This window comes from Chelatococcus reniformis, assembly GCF_014640075.1.
GTDB lineage: Bacteria > Pseudomonadota > Alphaproteobacteria > Rhizobiales > Beijerinckiaceae > Camelimonas > Camelimonas reniformis.
This window is the reverse complement of sequence record NZ_BMGG01000005.1, coordinates 435,520-455,073: the sequence shown is the minus strand read 5'-3', so window position 1 is coordinate 455,073 and position 19,554 is coordinate 435,520. Positions and strand designations below refer to the sequence as shown.

Annotated in this window: 20 protein-coding genes; 10 read left to right on the top strand and 10 right to left on the bottom strand. The window is 68.5% G+C overall.

Going from position 1 to position 19,554, the window contains the following annotated elements:
- Window positions 1-53: 53 nt before the first annotated feature.
- Genes IEW34_RS16020 through IEW34_RS16000 form a run of 5 tightly spaced genes read right to left on the bottom strand, consistent with a single transcriptional unit; the run spans window position 54 to window position 5,575 of the window.
- On the bottom strand, window positions 54-965 hold the full coding sequence (locus IEW34_RS16020; protein ID WP_188610197.1) for a hypothetical protein: 912 nt from the start codon (window positions 963-965) through the stop codon (window positions 54-56).
- Window positions 962-1,630 carry an ABC transporter ATP-binding protein gene (locus tag IEW34_RS16015; protein WP_188610196.1) on the bottom strand — a complete coding sequence of 223 codons (669 nt, stop codon included), beginning with the start codon at window positions 1,628-1,630 and terminating at the stop codon, window positions 962-964. Before IEW34_RS16015 ends, IEW34_RS16020 begins: the two co-directional genes overlap by 4 nt.
- A 3-nt stretch (window positions 1,631-1,633) precedes the next feature.
- Window positions 1,634-2,866, bottom strand: coding sequence for an ABC transporter permease (locus IEW34_RS16010; RefSeq protein WP_188610195.1), 1,233 nt, complete (start codon window positions 2,864-2,866; stop codon window positions 1,634-1,636).
- 52 nt (window positions 2,867-2,918) lie between these two features.
- The gene (locus IEW34_RS16005; RefSeq protein WP_244642012.1) at window positions 2,919-4,784 is read right to left on the bottom strand and encodes a beta-propeller fold lactonase family protein; all 1,866 of its coding nucleotides are present in this window, start codon (window positions 4,782-4,784) and stop codon (window positions 2,919-2,921) included.
- A 59-nt stretch (window positions 4,785-4,843) separates the two neighbouring features.
- Window positions 4,844-5,575 (bottom strand): J domain-containing protein, encoded by a 732-nt coding sequence (locus IEW34_RS16000; protein WP_188610194.1) that lies wholly within the window; start codon window positions 5,573-5,575, stop codon window positions 4,844-4,846.
- Between the two features lie 299 nt (window positions 5,576-5,874).
- On the opposite strand from IEW34_RS16000, the gene IEW34_RS15995 reads away from it, so the two are divergent.
- The 4 genes from IEW34_RS15995 (at window position 5,875) to IEW34_RS15980 (ending at window position 9,807) form a co-directional block, all read left to right on the top strand.
- A complete protein-coding gene (locus IEW34_RS15995; RefSeq protein ID WP_188610193.1) occupies window positions 5,875-6,324 on the top strand; it encodes a hypothetical protein in 450 nt (149 codons plus the stop codon).
- Window positions 6,325-6,717: 393 nt separating this feature from the next.
- Window positions 6,718-7,740: an MBL fold metallo-hydrolase gene (locus IEW34_RS15990; RefSeq protein WP_188610192.1), complete on the top strand. Its 1,023-nt coding sequence runs from the start codon at window positions 6,718-6,720 to the stop codon at window positions 7,738-7,740.
- Between the two features lie 8 nt (window positions 7,741-7,748).
- Window positions 7,749-8,804 (top strand): CobW family GTP-binding protein, encoded by a 1,056-nt coding sequence (locus IEW34_RS15985; protein WP_188610191.1) that lies wholly within the window; start codon window positions 7,749-7,751, stop codon window positions 8,802-8,804.
- 205 nt (window positions 8,805-9,009) lie between these two features.
- Window positions 9,010-9,807, top strand: coding sequence for an N-formylglutamate amidohydrolase (locus IEW34_RS15980; protein ID WP_308424379.1), 798 nt, complete (start codon window positions 9,010-9,012; stop codon window positions 9,805-9,807).
- Window positions 9,808-9,847: 40 nt separating this feature from the next.
- Here the strand turns inward: IEW34_RS15980 and IEW34_RS15975 are convergent, their stop codons facing one another.
- Window positions 9,848-11,323, bottom strand: a complete 1,476-nt coding sequence (locus tag IEW34_RS15975) for an MATE family efflux transporter (protein ID WP_244642010.1) — start codon at window positions 11,321-11,323, stop codon at window positions 9,848-9,850.
- A 163-nt stretch (window positions 11,324-11,486) separates the two neighbouring features.
- On the opposite strand from IEW34_RS15975, the gene IEW34_RS15970 reads away from it, so the two are divergent.
- Entirely contained in the window at window positions 11,487-11,927 is a 441-nt protein-coding gene (locus tag IEW34_RS15970) for a MarR family winged helix-turn-helix transcriptional regulator (protein ID WP_188610190.1), read from the top strand.
- 12 nt (window positions 11,928-11,939) lie between these two features.
- Here IEW34_RS15970 and IEW34_RS15965 read toward each other — a convergent pair whose 3' ends face one another.
- Entirely contained in the window at window positions 11,940-12,623 is a 684-nt protein-coding gene (locus IEW34_RS15965) for an ArsR/SmtB family transcription factor (RefSeq protein ID WP_188610189.1), read from the bottom strand.
- A 95-nt stretch (window positions 12,624-12,718) separates the two neighbouring features.
- Here IEW34_RS15965 and IEW34_RS15960 point away from each other — a divergent pair, with 95 nt between their 5' ends.
- The 5 genes from IEW34_RS15960 (at window position 12,719) to sseA (ending at window position 16,385) form a co-directional block, all read left to right on the top strand.
- A complete protein-coding gene (locus IEW34_RS15960; RefSeq protein ID WP_188610188.1) occupies window positions 12,719-13,048 on the top strand; it encodes an NIPSNAP family protein in 330 nt (109 codons plus the stop codon).
- Window positions 13,045-13,398, top strand: coding sequence for an antibiotic biosynthesis monooxygenase family protein (locus IEW34_RS15955; RefSeq protein WP_188610187.1), 354 nt, complete (start codon window positions 13,045-13,047; stop codon window positions 13,396-13,398). Before IEW34_RS15960 ends, IEW34_RS15955 begins: the two co-directional genes overlap by 4 nt.
- 380 nt (window positions 13,399-13,778) lie before the next feature.
- Window positions 13,779-14,735 (top strand): NAD(P)H-dependent flavin oxidoreductase, encoded by a 957-nt coding sequence (locus IEW34_RS15950; RefSeq protein WP_188610186.1) that lies wholly within the window; start codon window positions 13,779-13,781, stop codon window positions 14,733-14,735.
- Window positions 14,736-14,818: 83 nt separating this feature from the next.
- Window positions 14,819-15,385, top strand: coding sequence for a DUF2239 family protein (locus IEW34_RS15945; protein WP_188610185.1), 567 nt, complete (start codon window positions 14,819-14,821; stop codon window positions 15,383-15,385).
- A 142-nt stretch (window positions 15,386-15,527) separates the two neighbouring features.
- Window positions 15,528-16,385, top strand: coding sequence for a 3-mercaptopyruvate sulfurtransferase (gene sseA / locus IEW34_RS15940; RefSeq protein ID WP_188610184.1), 858 nt, complete (start codon window positions 15,528-15,530; stop codon window positions 16,383-16,385).
- A 49-nt stretch (window positions 16,386-16,434) separates the two neighbouring features.
- Here the strand turns inward: sseA and IEW34_RS15935 are convergent, their stop codons facing one another.
- Genes IEW34_RS15935 through IEW34_RS15925 form a run of 3 tightly spaced genes read right to left on the bottom strand, consistent with a single transcriptional unit; the run spans window position 16,435 to window position 19,537 of the window.
- Window positions 16,435-17,151, bottom strand: a complete 717-nt coding sequence (locus tag IEW34_RS15935) for an amino acid ABC transporter ATP-binding protein (protein WP_210324519.1) — start codon at window positions 17,149-17,151, stop codon at window positions 16,435-16,437.
- A 56-nt stretch (window positions 17,152-17,207) separates the two neighbouring features.
- Complete coding sequence (locus IEW34_RS15930; protein ID WP_188610182.1) at window positions 17,208-18,353, bottom strand: amino acid ABC transporter permease; 1,146 nt, start codon at window positions 18,351-18,353, stop codon at window positions 17,208-17,210.
- Window positions 18,353-19,537 carry an amino acid ABC transporter permease gene (locus IEW34_RS15925; RefSeq protein WP_188610181.1) on the bottom strand — a complete coding sequence of 395 codons (1,185 nt, stop codon included), beginning with the start codon at window positions 19,535-19,537 and terminating at the stop codon, window positions 18,353-18,355. Before IEW34_RS15925 ends, IEW34_RS15930 begins: the two co-directional genes overlap by 1 nt.
- Window positions 19,538-19,554 lie beyond the last annotated feature (17 nt).

Sequence of the window (19,554 nt, the reverse complement as noted above, 5' to 3'; positions counted from 1 at the left end):
AGCGGCGGCGCCGGCGGCGGACCGCACCACACGCGTGATCCATGCGGCGGCCGTCAATGGGGCGGCATGGGAATGAACACCGGCGGCGCACCCGGAAACTTCGATCGGCGTTTGATCTCCGCGTCGTCGGATCCCTGGGGCTTGAGGTAGACGTAGAAGCGGTTGTTGCGCTCGATGATGTCGTCCACCGGGTCGCTCCGGCGGCTGATCAGCATGTCGCTCTCGATCAGGACGTGCATGTAGCCCGGAATGAGCTGCGTCCAGTTCGGCAGGTCGGCCGAGAACACCACCTCGTAGTCCTTGGCGCCGGCGAGCGTGACCACGCCCGGCCCGGCGCCACCAGGCGCCCGTGACGGCACCTCCTGCCAGGTGAGCCCCGTCTGCACGAACACGCGCAGCGGATTGAGCATGACGTAGAGCGGGGCCGCCGGATCGGTGTTCTGCATGGTCAGCGTCGCCCGGTAGGACTTGCCGTCAGGCTCGTGGGCAACCCGGACCAGCTCGACGTAGAGGCCGGCGAAGGCAGCGTTGCGAAGCGCCAGGGCGGCCTGATCGCGGGCAGCGAGCGCGCGCCGCTGATACCAGCCGACACCGAAATCGGCGAGAAATCCAATGCCGATCAGGACGAGAACGGCCGCAAGGAGCTTCGACTCCAGGAAACCGAAGCCGCCAAGGCGGGTCCCCCTCGCGGGGGGCTGCTGCCGGCCACGACGCGATGGCGCCGTGCGGCGGATGCGTTCGTGCAGGTCGTCGGGGTTCCGCGCAGCGGCAGGCGCCTCGCGGGTGGCCAACGCGGCCGCACCCGGCGCCGCCGCTCCACCACGTGGGCGATCCCGGCCCCCGGCGCCCTCGACTGCCAGCAGCGTCTCCCAGAGGCTGAGGATCAGTTCGTCCTTCTGCGCCTCGGTGAGCTGCCGCAGATCGGGCAGTTGTGGCGGACGCTGCGGCGCGTCCCGTGCCGTCATGGGACGACGGCTCCATCGGCGATATGAACGACCTGCTCGGCCGCGCCGGCCAAGGCAAGGTTGTGCGTCACCAACACCAGGGTGGTTGACCGATCCCGATTGACGCCGGTCAGGAGCGCCAGGATCTCGCGCTCGGTCTGCTCGTCCAGATCCGCCGTCGGCTCGTCGGCCAGCAGCAGCGCCGGCTCGTTGATCAGCGCGCGGGCGATCACCGTTCGCCGCTGCTCGCCGGCCGACATCTCGGAGGGAAACGCGTCGTGATGGTCGCCGAGACCGACCTCGCGCAGCAGTTCCAGGGCGCGCGGGTAGACGTCCCCGCGCGAGCGGCTGCGGTCGAGCAGGGCCGGCAGCGCGACGTTGTCGATCGCCCGCAAGGTCGGCAGCAGGCTTTGGAATTGGAAGACGTAGCCGATGCGCCGGCTGCGAAACCGCGCCATCGCGCTATCGCCGAGGGACCAGATGTCGATGCCGTCGACCAGGATCGTGCCGGACGTCGGCCGGGCGAGCCCTCCGACCATCGCCATCAGTGAGGATTTGCCGGATCCGGAACGGCCGATGAGCGCCGCATAGCGACCGGCAGCGACCTCCAGGTCGACGCCGCGCACGGCGTCCACCGGGCCGCGATCGGTCGCGTAGACCTTGTGCACCGATCGGCAGCTCAGCACCCCTCAGCCCTCCCCGCGGATCAGGTCGTAGGGGTCCCGGCGAGCGGCCCGCCATGCCGGTACCAGCGCTCCTGCAGGGCCGATCAGCGCCGCGAGCGCCACACAGGCAAGGGCGGCTGCGAGCATGCCCGTGCGGTCGAGCCACAGGAACGGGATGCCCATCTCGGTCAGATGATAGACGAGGGAGCGCTCGAACAGTCGCAGCAGCAGCATGCCGGCGAGCACGCCGATCAACCCGCCGCCGCCGGTGGCGACCGCCGCTTCAGTCATCGTCATGCCGACGATCTGGCCGCGCCGCGCGCCGATCGCCTTCATCAGCCCCAGTTCGCTGCGCCGCTCGGTCACGATCGCCGAGAACAGCACGCCGACCATGACTGCCATGCTCGCGAACATCAGGACCAGCAGCGCCAGCAGCCCACCGAGCAGAGCCGTCAGCCCCTGGCGGATGCCCGTGAGCAGTGAGCCACTGCTCACCACCTTGACGCCGGTGAGCCGCGACAAGAGCGCAAAGCGCACCTGAAGCTCGGTCGCGCCGGGCGCCAGCTCGAGCAGGAAGCCGCTGACCCGCCCCGGCAGCAGCATCGACGGGAGCGTGCCGGTCTGCTGGCGGACGGACGGTCCGAGCGCGATCAGGTCCTCCGCACGCATGAAGATGCCGCGCTCGTGCGTGCCGGCCCCCGTGCGGCCGAGCTTGGCGTAGACCCGGAACGGCTTGCCGAACAGCACGATCTCGGCGCCCAGCGGCAGATTGCGGGCCGCCCCGAGAATGACGTCGCCGGGCGCGAGCGCGCGGCCGAGGCGCTCGGCGATCCACGGCTGGACCGTGAAATCCTGCTGGGGGTCGAAGCCGATCAGGTCGACGCTGTCGCCATGGCCGCCGCCGAGACCGGATCGCTCCGTGCGCAGCACCCGCTGGGCCGCGACGCGCCCGACTCCCGCCACGGCGGCGCGCCCGATCGCCTCCGCGTCGACGGTGGTGTCGGTCGGCTCGACCGTCAGCAGCGCGGGCGTGATGTTGGTGAGCGCATCCTGTGCGACGACCATGAGGTCGGCCCCGAGCCGGCTGAAGCCGACCGACGTGCTGCGCTCGATGCTTCGCATCAGCACCAGCCCCGTGAAGGCCACGGCGCTGCTGATCGCGACCGCGGCGACGAGCAGGCTCGTACGAGCCTTGCGCCGGCCGAGGTTCTGCAGCGCGAGGCCGCCGAGCAGCCACCGCGGCGTCGATGATGTCATCGTCACGTCGTGCCGGCACTCGTGCCCATGACGCCGGTCAGGCTCCCGGCGCCTACAACGTGCATGAACGCGTGTGCTTCATGTGGGCCAGCTCGGTCGGCACGATGACGCAGTCATGGTGCCCGCCGGAGCTCGGCAGGATGCCGATCAGGGTATCGGTCGCCGTCTCGATCACCGCAATGCCGCTGGAGAGGCGCTGGAAGCCGCTGAACGGCACCACGACATATTTGCCATCGTAGGTGATCGCCGGCGTCTGCAGGTCAGGGCCGATGCCCTGGATCTCCTTCTTGATGGTCCAGGTGTCGGTGTCGACCACCATGACGCCGCTGGCCGCCGGCGACGGGTGCAGCACCGACAGGTAGAGCTTCTTGGAGTCGAGCGAGAACACCATGTGGAAGGGGTTGGGATACTTGCCCTTCCACAGCGGATCCTCCACGTGGGCGATCTTCTTCCAGTTGCGCGGGTCAGGATCCACGCACGAGAACACCGAGCAATTGTTCTCGCGCAGATTGTTCATCATGCACAGGAAGCGGCCATCCGGCGAAAAGCCGATCTCGTGGCCCGGCGAGTGGATCTTGTCGAACGTCACTTCCCAGTGATCGGCGTCTATCTTCACCACCTCGTACTGGTCGGGCGAGTCGGTGTTGAACTGTAGGAAGGTGACCGGGTCGAAGTTGTTCTCGGGGTCGAGGATGCAGATGCCGCCGCACAGCCGCACGACGGTGGCGGCCCAGCGCCCCTCCGGATGCCAGATGGTGCCGTCGGCGCCGGTGAGGCCCATGGGATCGTCGCCGGGCAGCGTGCCCTCCTCGACGAACAATTCGCCCATGGGCACCATCTCCCACTCGATCTTCTGCCCCTTGGTGCCGAGGTAGTCGTATTTGCCGGTGGCCTTGTCCGGATAGATCTTGGAGATCTTCAGCACGCCGCCGTCCTGCCAGGCGCGGGCGAGCTGGCTGGAATTGGGCTTCCAGTCGAACTTGAGCGCCGCCTTCACCTGCGAGGTCGTACGATCGAAGCAGGCCGCGATGTCCTTCTGGCCGTCGGTCACGAAATACGACTGGGCGTCCTTTGGGTTGATGGTGACGTGGACGCCGAGGCCGAGGCCCGTCGCCTCCGAGACGTTCTCCATCAGCAGCATCTGGGCGCCGTCGTAACGAACCCGGTAGATGTTGAAGCCGGGCGCCGGCTCCGTGATGCTCGTCGGAATGCCGTAGATCAGCGAGTTCTTGCCGCCCTGGGTGCTGTTGACGAACTCGAACGAGTGGTAGGGGTCGGCACTCGGAAAGGCGCAGAGGTGGTGGGCGATCGGATTGAAGTCGCCGTAGTTCCAATACCAGATGGAGGCCAGCACCCGGTTGGTGTTGAGGTCGAGCGCATAGCAGCCGCCGCCGAGCTTGGTCGGCAGAACGGCGACCCATCTGCCGAGGCTACGGCCGTCGAAATTGGCGCTGGAATCGATCAGTTCGCGGGTGATCGGCCGACTTTGCGCGTGGGCGATCACGGCGCCCCCCGGCTCCTGGCCACCCGCGCTTCCGGCGCCGAGGGCGCTCAGCGCCCCGCTCTGAACCGCCTGGTAGCCGAGTGCGGCGCCCTCGCCGACGATCGCCGTGGCGGCTGCAACCTTGAACATGCCGCGGCGCGTGAACCTGGCCGGCTTCGGCTCGGCCTGAGGCTCCTCTGTCGCGACCTCTCGCCGCGCGACGAGCGCATGGGCCTGCTTCTCGCGCAGGTAGTCCTGGAAGGCTGCATGATCGCTCGTGGCCACCTCCGTCCGGCGTGCAACGAAGGCCTCGATCGCCTTTGCAGTCGATTCGGCCGGCGCGCCGCCATCGACGGCTGTGGGTGGTGCGAGGGGCAGGTTGAGATCGACCTCCTCGGCGTCCTTGACCGTCACCGGCTTGCGGAATTCGTTCATCGTCCCCCTCCTGCGCGACCCCGTCGCCTGCGCCGCCTCGCGGGCGACCACCGCCTTGCCTAACCGCTTTTGTCGCTCGTCCCGCGTGGCGGGGAACGCACCCCACCCCGGCTCGAAGAGCGCGTCGGCCGCCTTGCCGCGACCTCGGCGAGCAACACGTCCTTGGCCCTATTGATCTTTGCCGCCAGATAGTTGGATCCGCCGCGATCCGGATGAACGAGTTGCATGAGGCGCCGATGGGCGGCACGAACCGCCGTGGCGTTGGCGCCGCGTTCGAGCCCCAGCACCTCCAGCGCCTCGAGTGCGCTCATCGGCCCGCCGCCGCGGTCGGAGGGTGCGGGGCCGGCATCAGAGCCTTGCTCGGAACGATCGATGCGGGTGCTGACGTCGCCGCGGCCGACATGAATGAGATAGTCTTCCAGCACGATCGCGGCCCGGCGGGCGAGTTCGGCATCCGGCGGCGGCTGGCCTACGTTGCCACGCATCTCATCGAGCGGATCGTTGCTCCAGGCCGGACGGAATGGCTGGCGTGGGACGAAGGAACGCCAGTTCAGCAACGCCGGAACGATCAGCATGCCGGCGCCGAGCATCATGGCCGGCGCCCACTGCTGGAAGACCAGCAGCGCGATCAGGCACGGCACCGAGAGCACGCCAAGAACGAGGAGCAGCCAACGACCGGTGCGGATGAGGACACGCGGGTCCGTGTGGACCAACCAGTCCACGGCCTTGATGGCGGTGACGATGAGCGAGATACCGAGCGCGACGGAACTCAGAATGACGCCGACGCTCACGGGCATCACCCTTGCGGCGGGAGATGGCGCGGAGCGGACGGGGAGCCGGCGCACAGCGACCGGACGACCAGAGATGATCGCATCGTTGGGGGCCCCCCTCGCCCGATCGAGCACGCTCCGGTGTATTCGGCCGAAAAAGCTCGATAAACCGCCCTATTGTCATTAAGATCGGCGTCGCCAATCTCCGGTAGCGTTGTAATCAGGATCGCTACCGAACGCAACGGAAGGCCGCGACGCTGACGAACGGACTATCGCTCCAACACCCGGAAGGGGAATCGACGTCGCGGCCCGCGCCGCGGATGCCGGCGTGGAAGCTCGGCTCGGTCGTCGTCCTCGCGGCGGCGTCGGCCATTCTGGTCGGTCTGTTGTCGGGCGGTGAGCAGCAGGGGTTCGGCACAGTGCGTCCTGCCGAGACGGCGATCGCCGAGGCCCCGGCCGAGTCGCGGCTCGCCAACCAACTGGCGGCACTTCACTGGACCCTGGGCATCCGGTCGGATCAGGAGGAGACGTGGCAGCACTTCAGCCGCGAGATGCTGGTGCTCGAGCAGGCCACGCGCGACTATGAACGGCGGCTGGCGGCCGGCGACAGGCTCGACCAGGCCGCGGAGCAGACCCGGCACACGCTGATCTTCGGTGCGGCCATGGCCGACATCGGCCAGGTGCTGACCACCGAGCAATTCGCCACCTTACAGCGCGTCGGCGAAGCCTTGGCCAACAAGGTGGTATGCCGCGGCCTCGCCCGCAGCTAGAGCGTTTTCGAGCGAAGTGGACGCCGGTTCGCGTTAAGAAAACGCGATAAGTCAAACGGATAGAGTATTTCGGCGATTCGAAGAAGCGCCGAAATACTCTAGCCGCGCATTTGGCGCCGATAGCCCGGGCCGACCTCCGTTCGGCCTGCCCGACGCCGTAACCCGGCGCCGGATCTCCGTCTCCTCGCGGTCGTGTAGGCTGCTCGTTAGCAGAAGGGCCTCCGCTCGAAATCCCACCCGTATCGTGTTCGGGGATGACGGCAAGGCGAGACTTCTCTGGCCCAACCCCCTTGCATTAGGCGCATGCTTACGTTTCGGTTCACGCACGCTAGGGCGATCCGCTTATGCATGCTACGGTGAGCCCAGGGGAAACCGCTCACGCGAGGTAAGCAAATGGACGACGGCGCGACGATAGCCGGCGAACTTCTGGCGTTGGACTCCCTGACCGTCGACGTCATTACCGACAACGTCAGCGATAGCTATGTCAGCAAGACGCTCTTTGCCGTCTCGGAATTCGCAAACGTCGTTAACGCCGGCGCCGATGTCATTTCCGGCGAGACATTGCTGGCCGCCAATCTCGGCTATGGGCTCCTGCTGCGATCGCGCGTGGGAGGCGTCGAGCACGTGCTGCTCTTCGATACGGGGCCGGAGGGCGCCATCTTCATCCGCAACTGCAAGAATCTTGCACTCGACCTCGGTCAGGTCGAGGAGGTTGCGATCAGCCACGGCCACTGGGACCATATGGGCGCATTGCCGGCGGCGCTTGCGGCCATCCTCGAGGGCCGCCCCTCGGTATCGGTCCACGTCAATCCGGGCATGTTCAATCAACGGGGCGTACTGCTGAAGAGCGGCGCCGTTATCCCCGTTGCCGATGTGCCCGACCCCGGCGCGATGGAGGCCCTGGGCGCGCGGGTGGTCAATGAAGGCGAACCCCGGCTGCTGCTCGACCGCCACTTCTTCCTCAGTGGGGAGATCCCGCGCGTCAGCTCGTTCGAGAAGGGCCGCGTCGACCATCTCTGCCGCAGCCGACCGAACGAAGCGTGGCGGCCTGACCCGCTGCTGATGGACGAGCGCATGCTCGTGGCGCACGTGCGGGACCTCGGCCTTGTCGTGTTCAGCGCCTGTTCGCATGCCGGCATCGTCAACGTCTGCACGGAGGTCAGCCGTCTCTATCCGGGCCTGCCGATCCACGCGGTGATGGGTGGTCTGCACCTCGGCGGCGTGATGGAACGGCTCATCCCGCAGACGGTGGAGGGCCTCGAAGCGTTCGATATCCGCAACATCGTCACGGGCCATTGCACGGGCTGGCGCGCCTTGCACGCCCTGGCTGACGCGTTCGGCGACAAGGTGAGCCAATCGGCAATCGGAACCACCTACACCTTCGACCCGTCGGCGCCCGTGTTGGGGGCTGATTGAGCCTGCCGATGCGCGCCGACGACGAACCCATCCCAGCCTCGCGCACGTTCGCGCCGAAGGCGAGGGCGGACGGCGAACGGTTGCCGGTGACCATCGTCACCGGCTTCCTGGGCAGCGGCAAGACCACGCTGATCAACCACATCCTGACCAATCGGCAGGGCGTGCGGGCCGCCGTGCTGGTGAACGAGGTGGGCGATATCGGCATCGACGGTGATCTCATCGTCGCCGCAGACGGGGGCGTCGTCGAGCTGGCCAACGGCTGCATCTGCTGCTCGGTCAACGACGATCTGGTCGATACGCTCGTCGGGATCCTCGAACGCGCCGATGTCCTCGATCACCTGATTATCGAGACATCCGGTGTCAGTGATCCACTGCCCGTCGCGCTCACGGTCCTGCGCTCGGAGTTTCGCGCGCTCCTGCGCCTCGATACCATCGTCGCGCTGGCCGACGCCGATCAGTTCAGCCTCGCACGCTATGACCACGAGGCCGCCCTCAACCAGTTGCGCTATGCCGATGTGGTCCTCATCAACAAATGCGATCTGGCCTCTCCCGGCCAGGCCGATGCGGTGGCCGACCAGATCGCCGAGCTCAACCCGGAGGCCCGCCAGATACGGGCCTGCCACGGCGGGGTGCCGCTACCGCTGATCCTGGATCTGAAGGCCGGTCTTCGCCTCGATGCCGTGTTGCAGGGCGAGCAGCCTCGGGAGCCGCGAGACGACGAGGTCCATGGCCTGGACGCCGACCACCCCCACCACGCCCATCACGCGGATCCCTTCAGCTCCGTCTCGTTCGAAAGTGTGGAGCCGTTGTCACTGGAGCGCTTCCAGGATTTCCTGTCGTCCGGCCGCCCGCCCGGCCTCTTCAGGGCCAAGGGATTCCTGCACTTCACTGGGACGGATCGGCATTATCTGTTTCATCTCGTCGGCGCCCGATTCACCTTGGATGTATGCGAGCCGAGCGGAGCCCCAACGAGCCGGCTGGTTCTGATCGGCCGCGATCTCGACGCGGACGCGCTCCGCCGGCGCCTGGGGGAATGCATCGTCCGCGCGCCGCCCGGACATTAAGGCAGGATCATTCGACCTTGAATCATCATCCTGCTCTAAGTCTTTGTCTGAACATGATCTTGTCCAACGATCGGTGTCTGATTCTCCGGCTCGGTGCGAGCTGCGCGACGCCCCTCGCCTCGGGCGGTGCCTCGGGCGATAACGAATTGACGCCGCGCAGGGCGACCGCCCTTTGCCCCCGCAACACCGCCACGGATTTCGCAATTTGATCGAACGACTCCTGGCGGCGGACGAGCCGGCACCGGTGACGGTGCGCAACCCGGACGGCCGGTCCCCCCTGCTGCTCGTCGCCGATCACGCCGGCAATCGGTTTCCCCGGGCGCTCGGCCGCCTCGGCGTGCCGGAGCACGAGTGGGAGCGCCATATCGGCTGGGACATCGGCATCGCCGGCGTGTGCCACCTCATGGCGGACGCGCTCGACGCGACGCTGATCCAGCAGAACTACTCGCGCCTCATCGTCGACTGCAACCGCCCGCCGGAGGCCCTGACGTCGATGCCGGCGATCAGCGAATCCACGCCCATCCCCGGCAATGCCAGCATCGATGAGCGCGCGCGAGCCGCCCGGGTGTGCGAGATCTTTCACCCCTACCACAACCGCATCGCGGCCGAGCTCGACGCGCGGCAGCGGGCCGATCGCCCGACCACGCTGATCGCCATGCACAGTTTCACGCCGGTGTTCAAGGGAACGCCCAGGCCTTGGCACGTCGGCCTGCTCTACAACCGCGACCGGCGGCTTGCAGGTCCGCTGCTGGCGTTGCTCGAACGAGAGACGGGGCTGGTCGTCGGCGACAACGAGCCCTACAGCGTCAGCGACACCACCGACTACACGGTACCCGTCCATGGCGAGCGCCGCGGCCTGCCCCACATCGCCATCGAGATCCGCCAGGATCTGATCGCCGACGGCGACGGCCAGCGCCTCTGGGCGGCGCGTTTCGCGCGGCTGCTGACGCGTGCCGCTGACGAGATGACGGCAGCGCCCGCGGCCGCGGCCCTCGCGCCGTAGCGGCTGACACGGCGGAACACGTCGCTGAGGGCGTGGGCTCTCAGTGCGCCGCCGCTTGCCGCCACGTGGCGCCGGCCAGGGCTGCCGCCACGCAGATGGCCGCAGCGCCGACCGCCGCGGCGGCGATGATGAGGAACAGCGTCGCCAGCCCCGCGCCGTGGTGGGCGACGGCGTACCAGCCGACGCCGGCGGCGATGACGAGGCGCACCGTGCCGCCGAGAAAGGGCCAGAGCGGGCGCCCGCCCCCCTGCGAGGCAAAGCTGAGCAGGAAAGTCGCGCCGATGGCGCCGTAGAACGGGCCGACCAGGCGCAGATAGAGCGCGCCCGGCTCCAGCACGGCGGGATCGGTGCTGAACAGGCCGAGCCAGACGTTCGGAAACACCGCCACCGCAAGGCCGACCGCTTCGGTGAAGCCCACGGCCACCAACGTGCCAAGCCAGGCGATGCGGCTGGCGCGCACCACATTGCCGGCACCGATATTGGTGCCGACCATGGTCAGCACCGCCGTGCCGAGCCCGAACAGCAGCGGGATCAGCAGGTAGTCGAGGCGCGACGCGAGGCCGTATCCGGCGAGCGCCTCGATGCCGAAGCGGCCGACGGCGCCGGTAACGAGAATGACGGTCAGGTTGATCTGCACCGCGCTCAGCGCCGAGATCACGCCGACACCGAGGATATCGCCGAACAACCGCGCTTCGAGCCGGCTCCGGCGGAGCGTCAGACCCGAACGGCCGCCCCGCATGTAGCCGAGCAATACGACGGCCGCGACCGTATAGTAGGCCGTCACCGCCAGGCCGGCCCCTGCGACCCCAAGGCCTGGCAGCGGCCCGAGCCCGAAGATCAGCGCCGGCGACAGCGGGACCAGCGCCAGCGCGCCGAGCAGCACCACCAGGGCCGGCACGCGTACGTTGCCGGCCCCACGCAGCGCTGCGCAGAGCAGATTGACGATCCAGGCCGGCACGGCGCCGGCGAAGACAAAAGCCGAGTAGAGCAGCGCAGCGTCGAGCGCCGCCCCGTGGCCACCGAGCGCCCGGTAGAGCGCCGGTCCGGCGAGCAGGATGGCGGCGGTGAAGGCGAGGCCGAGGACCACCGCCAGCACCAGCGTGTGCCACACCAGCGCGTCGGCATCGTGCTGCCGGCCGGCGCCGACGGCGCGTGCCACTGCGGCGGCGACGCCGCCGCCGATGCCGCCGTTCGACATCATCGCCATGAGCATGGCGATGGGAAAGACCAGCGCGACGCCCACCAGCGCGTCGGTGCCGAGGAAGCCGACATAGAAGGTCTCCGCCACCCCGACGAAGGTCTGCGCCACGAGGACGACGACGGTCGGCAGCGCGAGCTTCAGCATGGTGGGCAGAATGGGCCCTGCCAGCATGGCCTGGCGCGCGGCGGCCTTGGGATCGGCCTCGGGCAACGCCGGCGGGACGCTCGCGGCGGCGCGGGACGAACGCTCGACGGCCACCGCGGTCTCCGCGGGAGCTAGGGCCAGCGTCGCGCCGGCATCCGGACTGGGGCTCACGTCGGTCTCCTCGGCGCCGAGGCGTTGGCTCCGGTGCCCGTGAGCCCCGGCGTCTCGGCTTGCACGCCTCGATATAAGAGAATATGCTCTTACTTTAATAAAGAGCATATGCTCGTAAGTTGCGCAAGCCCCCGGTGGCGCCACACGCGAGGGATGACCCCAGATGTCGATCGCGACCGAACAGCCCCTGGCCATCGGCAAATGCCACTGCGGCGCGCTCCGGCGCGCGGCGCGACGCATGTCCCAGTTCTATGACGGCAAGCTCGCCCCGGTGGGCCTGCGCTCGACCCAGTTCTCCATGCTCGCCCTGCTGCAGCAGCTGGAGGAGGTGTCCGTCAACGAGTTGGCGCGGCATATTGGGCTCGACCGGACGACCGCCGGCAAGAATCTGCGGCCGCTGGAGCGCGATGGCCTCATCGCCATCGGGCCCTCCGCCACGGACGGCCGCAGCCGCGTGATCGCGCTGACGCCGGAGGGCGCCGCCCGGCTGCTGGCGGCAGCGCCGCTGTGGCGGGAGGCGCAACGGCAGTTCGAGGCGAGCAACGGACCGGGCACGGTCGCGACGCTGCGCGAAACGCTCGCCAAGCTGAGCATCGGCGCGTGAACGCCCAGGCGGTCAGTCCGCCACGAGGCCGAACCGATCGGCGAGCGCGCGACGCCCGTCGGGCGTGACCAGAATGACCCGGCCCTCGCCGCGCCGCAGCCAACCTTGCTCCATCATCCGCGTGAGCAGCCGGGCGCCGACGAGGCCCCCGAGGTGACTGCGCCGTTCGCTCCAGTCCAGGCATCGGCGGCAGAGCGGCCGGCGCCGCTTGCGCTGGCTGTCGATGTGGACGCCGAGCCCGATGAAAAATGCCGCCCCGTCCGCGGTGACGTCCGGCTCCGGCGTATCCGTCAGCAGGCCGCGGAGCAGGAGGCGGTCCAGGAGCGTCACCCCGAGCTCTCCGGCCAGATGGTCGTAGCAGACCCGGGCCATCCGCAAGGCCGGATCCCGCGGGCCGGTTCGCACCTGTACGGCGCCGGTGCGCTGCGCCAGGCCCATCAAGCCTTCGAGGACGAAGGCGACATCGGTCCCCGACAACCGGAAATAGCGATTTCGGCCCTGTCTCTCCGCCGTCAGCAGGCGCGCCGCGTCGAGCTTGGCAAGGTGACCACTGGCGGTCTGGATGGTCACGCCGGCAGCCTCGGCCAGCTCGGAGGCGGTGAGCGCCCGGCCGTCCATCAATGCTGCGAGCATGTTCGCCCGGGCCGGATCGCCGATCAACGCGGCGACCGTGGCGATCGACGGTCCGTCCTTCACCACGGCCTCCACTTCCACACTTCGATCTTAATCGAACTGTTGTAGCAGCTCAATCGGCTATGTTGGGCGAGCTCACAGCCCGTTGGAGACCTCGCATGATCACCTGCTTCATCCGCCATGAGATCGATCCGTTCCGCGTCGACGCCTTCGAGCACGACGCGCGCCCCTGGGGCCAGGCGCTTCCGCGCTGCGGCGCCGACCTCATCGGATACTTCGCTCCCCACGAAGGCGCGGCGACGACGGCCTACGGCGTCTACAACATCGAGAGCCTCGCAGCTTACGAAGCCTATCGGGCGCCTCTGCGCGACGATCGCCGGGGCCGCGAGACCTATGCCTTCGCCAAGCGCGAGAGCTTCATTCGCCGCCAGGACCGCATCTTTCTGCACCTCGCTTCGGCGCCGCACGCGCCGGTGACACGGCCATGATCGCGGTGATCTTCGAGGTCGTGCCGCGCGAGGGCGAGCGGGAACGCTACCTCGACATGGCCGCCGCCCTGCGGCCCGAGCTCGAGGCCATCGACGGCTTCATCTCGGTCGAGCGGTTCGAAAGCCTGGCCATGCCGGGCAAGCTCCTGTCGTTGTCGTTCTGGCGCGACGAAGCCGCGGTCGCCGCCTGGCGCAACCGCTCGGCGCACCGCGCGGCGCAGGCGAAGGGGCGCGGCGGCGTCTTCGCGGACTACCGTCTGCGGGTGGCCACGGTGATGCGGGACTATGGCCTCACGCGGCGCGCGGACGCGCCGGACGACAGCCTGGCGACGCACGACCGCAGATCGTGACAGGCGGCCGTCCCGGCGTTGATGTCTCGGGTGGTCCGAGCTTGTGCGCCGCGGCGGTCGCCGGCCACGTCGGGGATCAGCACGGCGGCAAGCCGACGTTGGAGCTGGCTGGCGGCTTGCTGTAACGAGCGTTGTACCCGAGCTCCGCGCGGCGGCGCCGATCCGGCCCCTCCTGGCTCCAACCATAACCGCAAGGGCTGGCGGTGAGAAAGTGAACGCGGCGGGCCACCGGCGGCATCTCGCCATGGCCACGCCGTGGCCGCATGCCTCGTGTGCGCCAACAGCGGCGACTGCCTCTTTTACATAACGTATCTTATGTTATGATAAACCAGGGGAGAAGCATGGCGGCGTTCGGCCGTGCGGAACGAACGAGGACCACGATGCAAGCCACGCCACTGACAGCGCTTCTCGGCAGCCGCTACCCGATCGTGCAGGCGCCCATGGGGCTCATCGCCACCGCCGATTTCGCCTCGCGGGTGTCCAACGCCGGCGGCTTCGGCCTGGTTGGCGTCGGCCTGGGCACTGCCGCCCAGGTCGAGGCCGAGTTGATCAAGATGCGAACGCTCACCGACAGGCCGTTCGGGGTCAACGTGGCCTTGGCCTTCCTGCGCGATCCCGATGCTGTGCGCGTCATCCGCGAATATGGCGTCAAGTTCGTCACCACGTCGGCCGGCGATCCCGCCAAATTGACGCCCGTGCTCAAGGAGGCCGGCATCACCGTCTTCCACGTGGTGCCGAACCTCAAGGCGGCGCAGAAGGCACTCGACGCGGGGGTCGATGGACTGGTGGTCGAGGGCGGCGAAGGCGGCGGCTTCAAGAACCCGGATCTCGTCTCGACCATGGTCTTGGTCCCGTTGATCCGCGACCACACCGATCGGCCGATCGTCGCGGCCGGTGGCATCTGCGACGGCCGCGGCATGGCCGCCGCCCTCGCGCTCGGCGCCGACGGCATCCAGATGGGCACGCGCTTCGTCTGCTCGCTGGAAGCACCCGTGCACGACAACTGGAAGCAGGCCATCGTCGGGTCGGACGACACCGGCACGGTGGTTCTCAAGCCCAACGCCCGCCAGGCGGTGCGCACCATGAAGACGCAGCGGACCCAGGCGCTCGCCGCCAAGGGCGAGTTCGATCTGGCCGACGAGCTGAGCCATGCCCAGGATCTCTACTTCGGCGGCAACATGGAGGGGGGCATCGCCCTGTCCGGCCAGGTCGGCGGCCGCATCGGCGATGTAAAGAGCATCGCTGCGATCATCGAGGATATCGTGGCGGAGTACGATGCCACCGTCGCCCGCTTCACCCCGCTCGCGGCCTCGGCTCCGAACCGGCTGGCCTCTTGACGATAGTTTTACCCGGAATTAATTGACGATCTTATTATACCCGGATAAAACACCCCCGTAGCACTGCGGCGCGGGAGGTTGGCATGGACGACGAAGCGACGGTGACGGCATTTGCCGGCGAGCGCTGGTTGGCGACGGGCGCGCCCGTCGACGTGGCCCTCGCGGTCAAGCATGCGCTCGAGCAGGATGCTCATCGGCCCATCGCCATCTTCGACGACACGACGGGTGGTCCGGTCGACTTTGACCTGCGGGGCAGCGACGACGATGTTCGCGCCCGGCTCGCGCCGGCCGCGCCCCCTCGCCCGCCCGGCCGCCCGAGGCTGGGCGTGACGGCCCGCGAGGTTACGCTGCTGCCGCGGCACTGGGAGTGGCTGGCGGCCCAGCCGGGCGGGATCTCCGTCACCCTGCGCAAGCTGGTCGACAGTGCGCGCGCGGCGGACGGCGAAGCAGGGCGGGCACGGCGGGCACAGCAAGCTGCGGACCGCTTCATGAGCGCCACGCTGGGCAACCAACCCGGCTACGAAGAGGCGTCGCGTGCCTTGTATGCCGGCGACGGCCCGCGATTCACTGCGTTGATGGCCGGCTGGCCGCAGGACCTGAGGGCCCACGCGGAACGCCTCGCTGCGCCTGCCTTCATCGCGGCGGGGTGAGCGGCCGGCCCCGGCCGGATGCTGCCCGCAGATTTGGAGTTGCGGACGGCGGATGCGACGGGAAGGATAGCGCCCTACGAATCCGTTCCGTCAGTGCTGGCCGCCGGCTCGCACCAGCCCCGTCCTTCGAGTTCATGCGTCCATGCCCCATTCCGCCCTCGTCTCGACCGATTGGCTCTCCGAGCACCTGGCCGCTCCAGATCTCGTCGTGGTGGACGGCTCCTGGTACCTGCCGGCGCAGAACCGCGATCCGGAGGCCGAATACCTGGCTGCCCACATCCCCGGCGCGGTGCGCTTCGACATCGAGCGCATCAAGGACCCGACCTCGCCCCTCCCCCACATGATGCCACGGCCGGAGGCCTTCGCGGCGGCGGTGAGCCAGCTTGGCATTGGCGACGGCAAGCGCATCGTCGTCTACGATGGAATGGGCCTGTTCGCGGCCCCGCGGGTATGGTGGATGCTGCGCGCCATGGGAGCCGGGGACGTGGCAATCTTGGACGGCGGGCTGCCGCAATGGACGGCCGAGGGCCGGCCGGTCGAGGACGGCCCGGTGTACCGGGCGCCGCGCACCTTTACGGCCCGCTTCGATCATGGCGCCGTAGCAAAGATGGGCGACGTCAGGCGTGCCCTGGAGACGGGGGCGGTGCAAGTCGTCGATGCCCGCGCCGCCGACCGCTTCGCCGGTGCGGCACCCGAGCCGCGCACGGGCCTTGTGTCGGGCCATATGCCGGGCGCCCTCAACGTGCCGTCGAGCACGCTGATCGACAACGGTCGCCTGCGCTCGCGCGAGGAGATCGCGGCCATCTTCCGCGAGGCCGGGGTCGACCTCGCCGGGCCGATCCTGACCACCTGCGGCTCCGGCGTGTCGGCGGCCATCCTCACCCTCGGGCTGCACGAGCTCGGTCGGCAGGGGCTGCCGCTGTACGACGGCTCGTGGACCGAATGGGCGAGCACGCCGGACGCGCCGATCGCGACAGGGCCGGCGCGCCCGAAGGGCTGAGGCGCCCGGGCCCGATCTGCGCGACCGCCCGGGCCGCCCGCCTGCCGGCTCAGGCCAGGATCTGGCCCAGGAACAGCTTCGTCCGCTCTTGCTGCGGATTGGTGAAGAACGCCTCGGGGGCGTTCTCCTCGACGATCTGCCCGCTGTCCATGAAGATGACGCGGTCGGCGATCTGGCGGGCAAAACCCATCTCGTGCGTCACGCAGAGCATGGTCATGCCCTCCTTGGCCAGGCTCACCATGGTGTCCAGCACCTCCTTGACCATCTCCGGGTCGAGCGCCGACGTCGGCTCGTCGAACAGCATGATCTTGGGGTTCATGCAAAGCGAGCGGGCGATGGCCACGCGCTGCTGCTGACCACCGGAAAGCTGGCCTGGATACTTCTGCGCCTGCTCGGGGATGCGCACCCGCTCGAGCAGGCGCAGCGCCAGCTCCTCGGCTTGGCGACGCGGCATCTTACGGACCCAGATCGGCGCCAGCGTGCAGTTCTCCAGCACCGTCAGGTGCGGGAACAGGTTGAACTGCTGGAACACCATGCCGACCTCGCGACGGATCTGCTCGATGCGCTTGACGTCCTGGGTGAGCTCGATGCCATCGACGACGATGCGCCCCCGCTGATGCTCCTCCAGCCGGTTGATGCAGCGGATCAGCGTCGACTTGCCCGATCCGGAGGGGCCGCAGACGACGATGCGCTCGCCGCGCTTCACGGTGAGGTTGATGTCGCGCAGCACGTGGAACGCGCCGAACCATTTGTGCACGCCGCTCATCACCACGGCCTCGTCGGCGCCGGGCGCTGCCGCGCCTCGATTGGCGGTGTCGGTCATCAGCGGCTCTCCGTGGCCAGCCGCCGCTCCATGGCCAGCGAGTAGCGGGACATGGCATAGCAACAGGCGAAGTAGAACATGGCCGCGAAGGCATAGCCGGTCACCGAGGTCACCGGCGAAGACCATTGCGGGACGTTGGCGCTCACCTCCACGGCGGTGAGGAAGTCGAAGATGCCGACGATGGTGACGAGCGTCGTATCCTTGAACAGGCTGATGAAGGTGTTGACGATGCCCGGGATCACCAGCTTCAGGGCCTGGGGCAGGATGATAAGCAGCATCATCGGCCAGTAGCCCAGCCCCAGGGACTGGGCCGCCTCGTACTGGCCCTTGGGCAGCGCCTGCAGCCCGCCGCGGATCACCTCGGCCATGGACGCGGACGCGAACAGGCAGACACCGACGATCACCCGCAGCAGCGAATCCGGCTGCATGCCCGGCGACAGGAACAGCGGCAGCATGCGGTTGGCCATGAACAGCAGGGCGATCAGCGGCACGCCGCGGATCACCTCGATCAAGACCACGCAGACGAGACGCACGATCGGCATCGACGAGCGGCGCCCGAGCGCCAGCACCGTGCCGAGCGGCAGCGATACCACCATGCCGAGCAGGGAGATGGTCACCGTGACGAGGACGCCGCCCCACAGGTTCGTCGGTACCGGCTCCAGGCCGAGCGCCGTCGAGCCGGTCAGCAGCAGGAAAGCCACGATCGGAAACGGCACGAAGAACAGGAAGACGGCGATGCCGCGCCGGGGCAGCGACGGCGCCAGCGCCCAGGCGATCAGCACCATTGCGATGAGCGCCGTGACGTTGACACGCCAGCGTTCGGCGATCGGGTATTGACCGTAGACGAAGAACCCGATGCGGTTGAAAACAAAGGGCCAGCAGGCGCCCACCGGACGTCCCGCCGTCGATGCCAGGCAAGCCTCGCGATCGACGCCGGTCCAGACTGCATCGACGACAAGGAACCTCACCGCCGGCACCAGCGCCGCGTAGGCGATCGCCAGCGCGAGGAGGGTCAGCACGATGTTGGTGGGCGACGACACCAGGGAGGCGAGCTGGGCCGCGACGCGCGAGCGCTCGAGAGCCGGCGGCTTCAGCTCCGCCGCAGCTTCGCCCGCGCGGGTATCGGCAACGTGGCTCATTGGCATCAGCGCTCCACCAGCGCGATGCGCCGGTTGTAGAGGTTCATGACGAGCGACGTGACCAAGCTGATGATGAGATACACCAGCATGATGAGCGAGATCACCTCGAGCGCCTGGCCGGTGTTCTGCAGCACGGGGCCGGCGCCCACCTGGACCAGCTCGGGATAACCGATGGCGACCGCGAGCGAGGAGTTCTTGGTCAGATTGAGATACTGGCCGGTGAGCGGCGGGATGATCAGGCGGAGCGCCTGCGGCACGATCACCAGCCGCGTGACGAGCCCGCGACGCAGGCCGAGCGCCTCCGCTGCCTCTGTCTGCCCCTTCGACACGGAAACGATGCCGGCGCGGACGATCTCGGCGATGAAGGCGGCGGTATAGAGCACAAGACCGAGGAGCAGCGCCACGAACTCGGGCAGCAGGGTGACGCCGCCCGCGACGTTGAAGCCCCTGAGCTCGGGATAGTTGAGCGAGATCGCACCGCCGAAGAGCGCAAGCGACACGGCCGGCAGGGCGACGAGCAGCGCAATGGCGATGGGCAGGACGGGCACCGACCGCCCGGTCGCCTCGACGCGGCGGCGATTCCATAGCACCAGTGCGGCGCAGGCGAGCGCGGCGACGCCGAGGCCGGCGAGCGCCGCCGGCCCGCCCGCGGGCGCATCGATCGTCGGCAGGAACAGGCCGCGATTGTTGAGCAGCGCGCCACCGCCGAGCTCCAGCGACTGGCGCGGACCGGGCAGCGGCTTGAGGACGGCGTTGTACCAGAACAGCAGCTGCAGCAGCAGCGGCACGTTGCGCAGCAGCTCCACATAGATCTGCGCCAGCTTCGCCACCAGAACGTTCTTCGACAGCCGCGCGATGCCGACGACGAAGCCGAGCAGGGTCGCCAGCACGATGCCGATGGCGGAGACCAGCAGGGTGTTGAGCAGGCCCACCAGGAGGGCCCGGCCGTAGCTCATGCTGGCGTTGTAGGAGATCAGGCTTTGGGTGATGTCGAAGTTGGCGGGGTCCCACAGAAAGCCGAACCCCGTCGCGATATTGGCGGCCCGCAGGTTGGCTGCGACGTTGCCCGCCGCCCACCACCCCAGCGCGACGAGGGCGACGACAAGGAGAATCTGGAAAAACGCAGCACGGACCGCAGGGTTGCCTGTGAGCGACCCCTTCGGTGGCCGTTCGGCGCCGTCGCCGAACACGGAGACGCGCCTCGCGC

Coding starts and splice junctions, on each gene's coding strand:
- IEW34_RS16020 (WP_188610197.1), bottom strand. CDS start 965: ATGACGGCACGGGACGCGCCGCAGCGTCCGCCACAACTGCCCGATCTG.
- IEW34_RS16010 (WP_188610195.1), bottom strand. CDS start 2,866: ATGACATCATCGACGCCGCGGTGGCTGCTCGGCGGCCTCGCGCTGCAG.
- IEW34_RS16005 (WP_244642012.1), bottom strand. CDS start 4,784: ATGAACGAATTCCGCAAGCCGGTGACGGTCAAGGACGCCGAGGAGGTC.
- IEW34_RS15995 (WP_188610193.1), top strand. CDS start 5,875: ATGCCGGCGTGGAAGCTCGGCTCGGTCGTCGTCCTCGCGGCGGCGTCG.
- IEW34_RS15990 (WP_188610192.1), top strand. CDS start 6,718: ATGGACGACGGCGCGACGATAGCCGGCGAACTTCTGGCGTTGGACTCC.
- IEW34_RS15985 (WP_188610191.1), top strand. CDS start 7,749: ATGCGCGCCGACGACGAACCCATCCCAGCCTCGCGCACGTTCGCGCCG.
- IEW34_RS15970 (WP_188610190.1), top strand. CDS start 11,487: ATGTCGATCGCGACCGAACAGCCCCTGGCCATCGGCAAATGCCACTGC.
- IEW34_RS15960 (WP_188610188.1), top strand. CDS start 12,719: ATGATCACCTGCTTCATCCGCCATGAGATCGATCCGTTCCGCGTCGAC.
- IEW34_RS15955 (WP_188610187.1), top strand. CDS start 13,045: ATGATCGCGGTGATCTTCGAGGTCGTGCCGCGCGAGGGCGAGCGGGAA.
- IEW34_RS15950 (WP_188610186.1), top strand. CDS start 13,779: ATGCAAGCCACGCCACTGACAGCGCTTCTCGGCAGCCGCTACCCGATC.
- IEW34_RS15945 (WP_188610185.1), top strand. CDS start 14,819: ATGGACGACGAAGCGACGGTGACGGCATTTGCCGGCGAGCGCTGGTTG.
- sseA (WP_188610184.1), top strand. CDS start 15,528: ATGCCCCATTCCGCCCTCGTCTCGACCGATTGGCTCTCCGAGCACCTG.
- IEW34_RS15935 (WP_210324519.1), bottom strand. CDS start 17,151: ATGAGCGGCGTGCACAAATGGTTCGGCGCGTTCCACGTGCTGCGCGAC.
- IEW34_RS15930 (WP_188610182.1), bottom strand. CDS start 18,353: ATGCCAATGAGCCACGTTGCCGATACCCGCGCGGGCGAAGCTGCGGCG.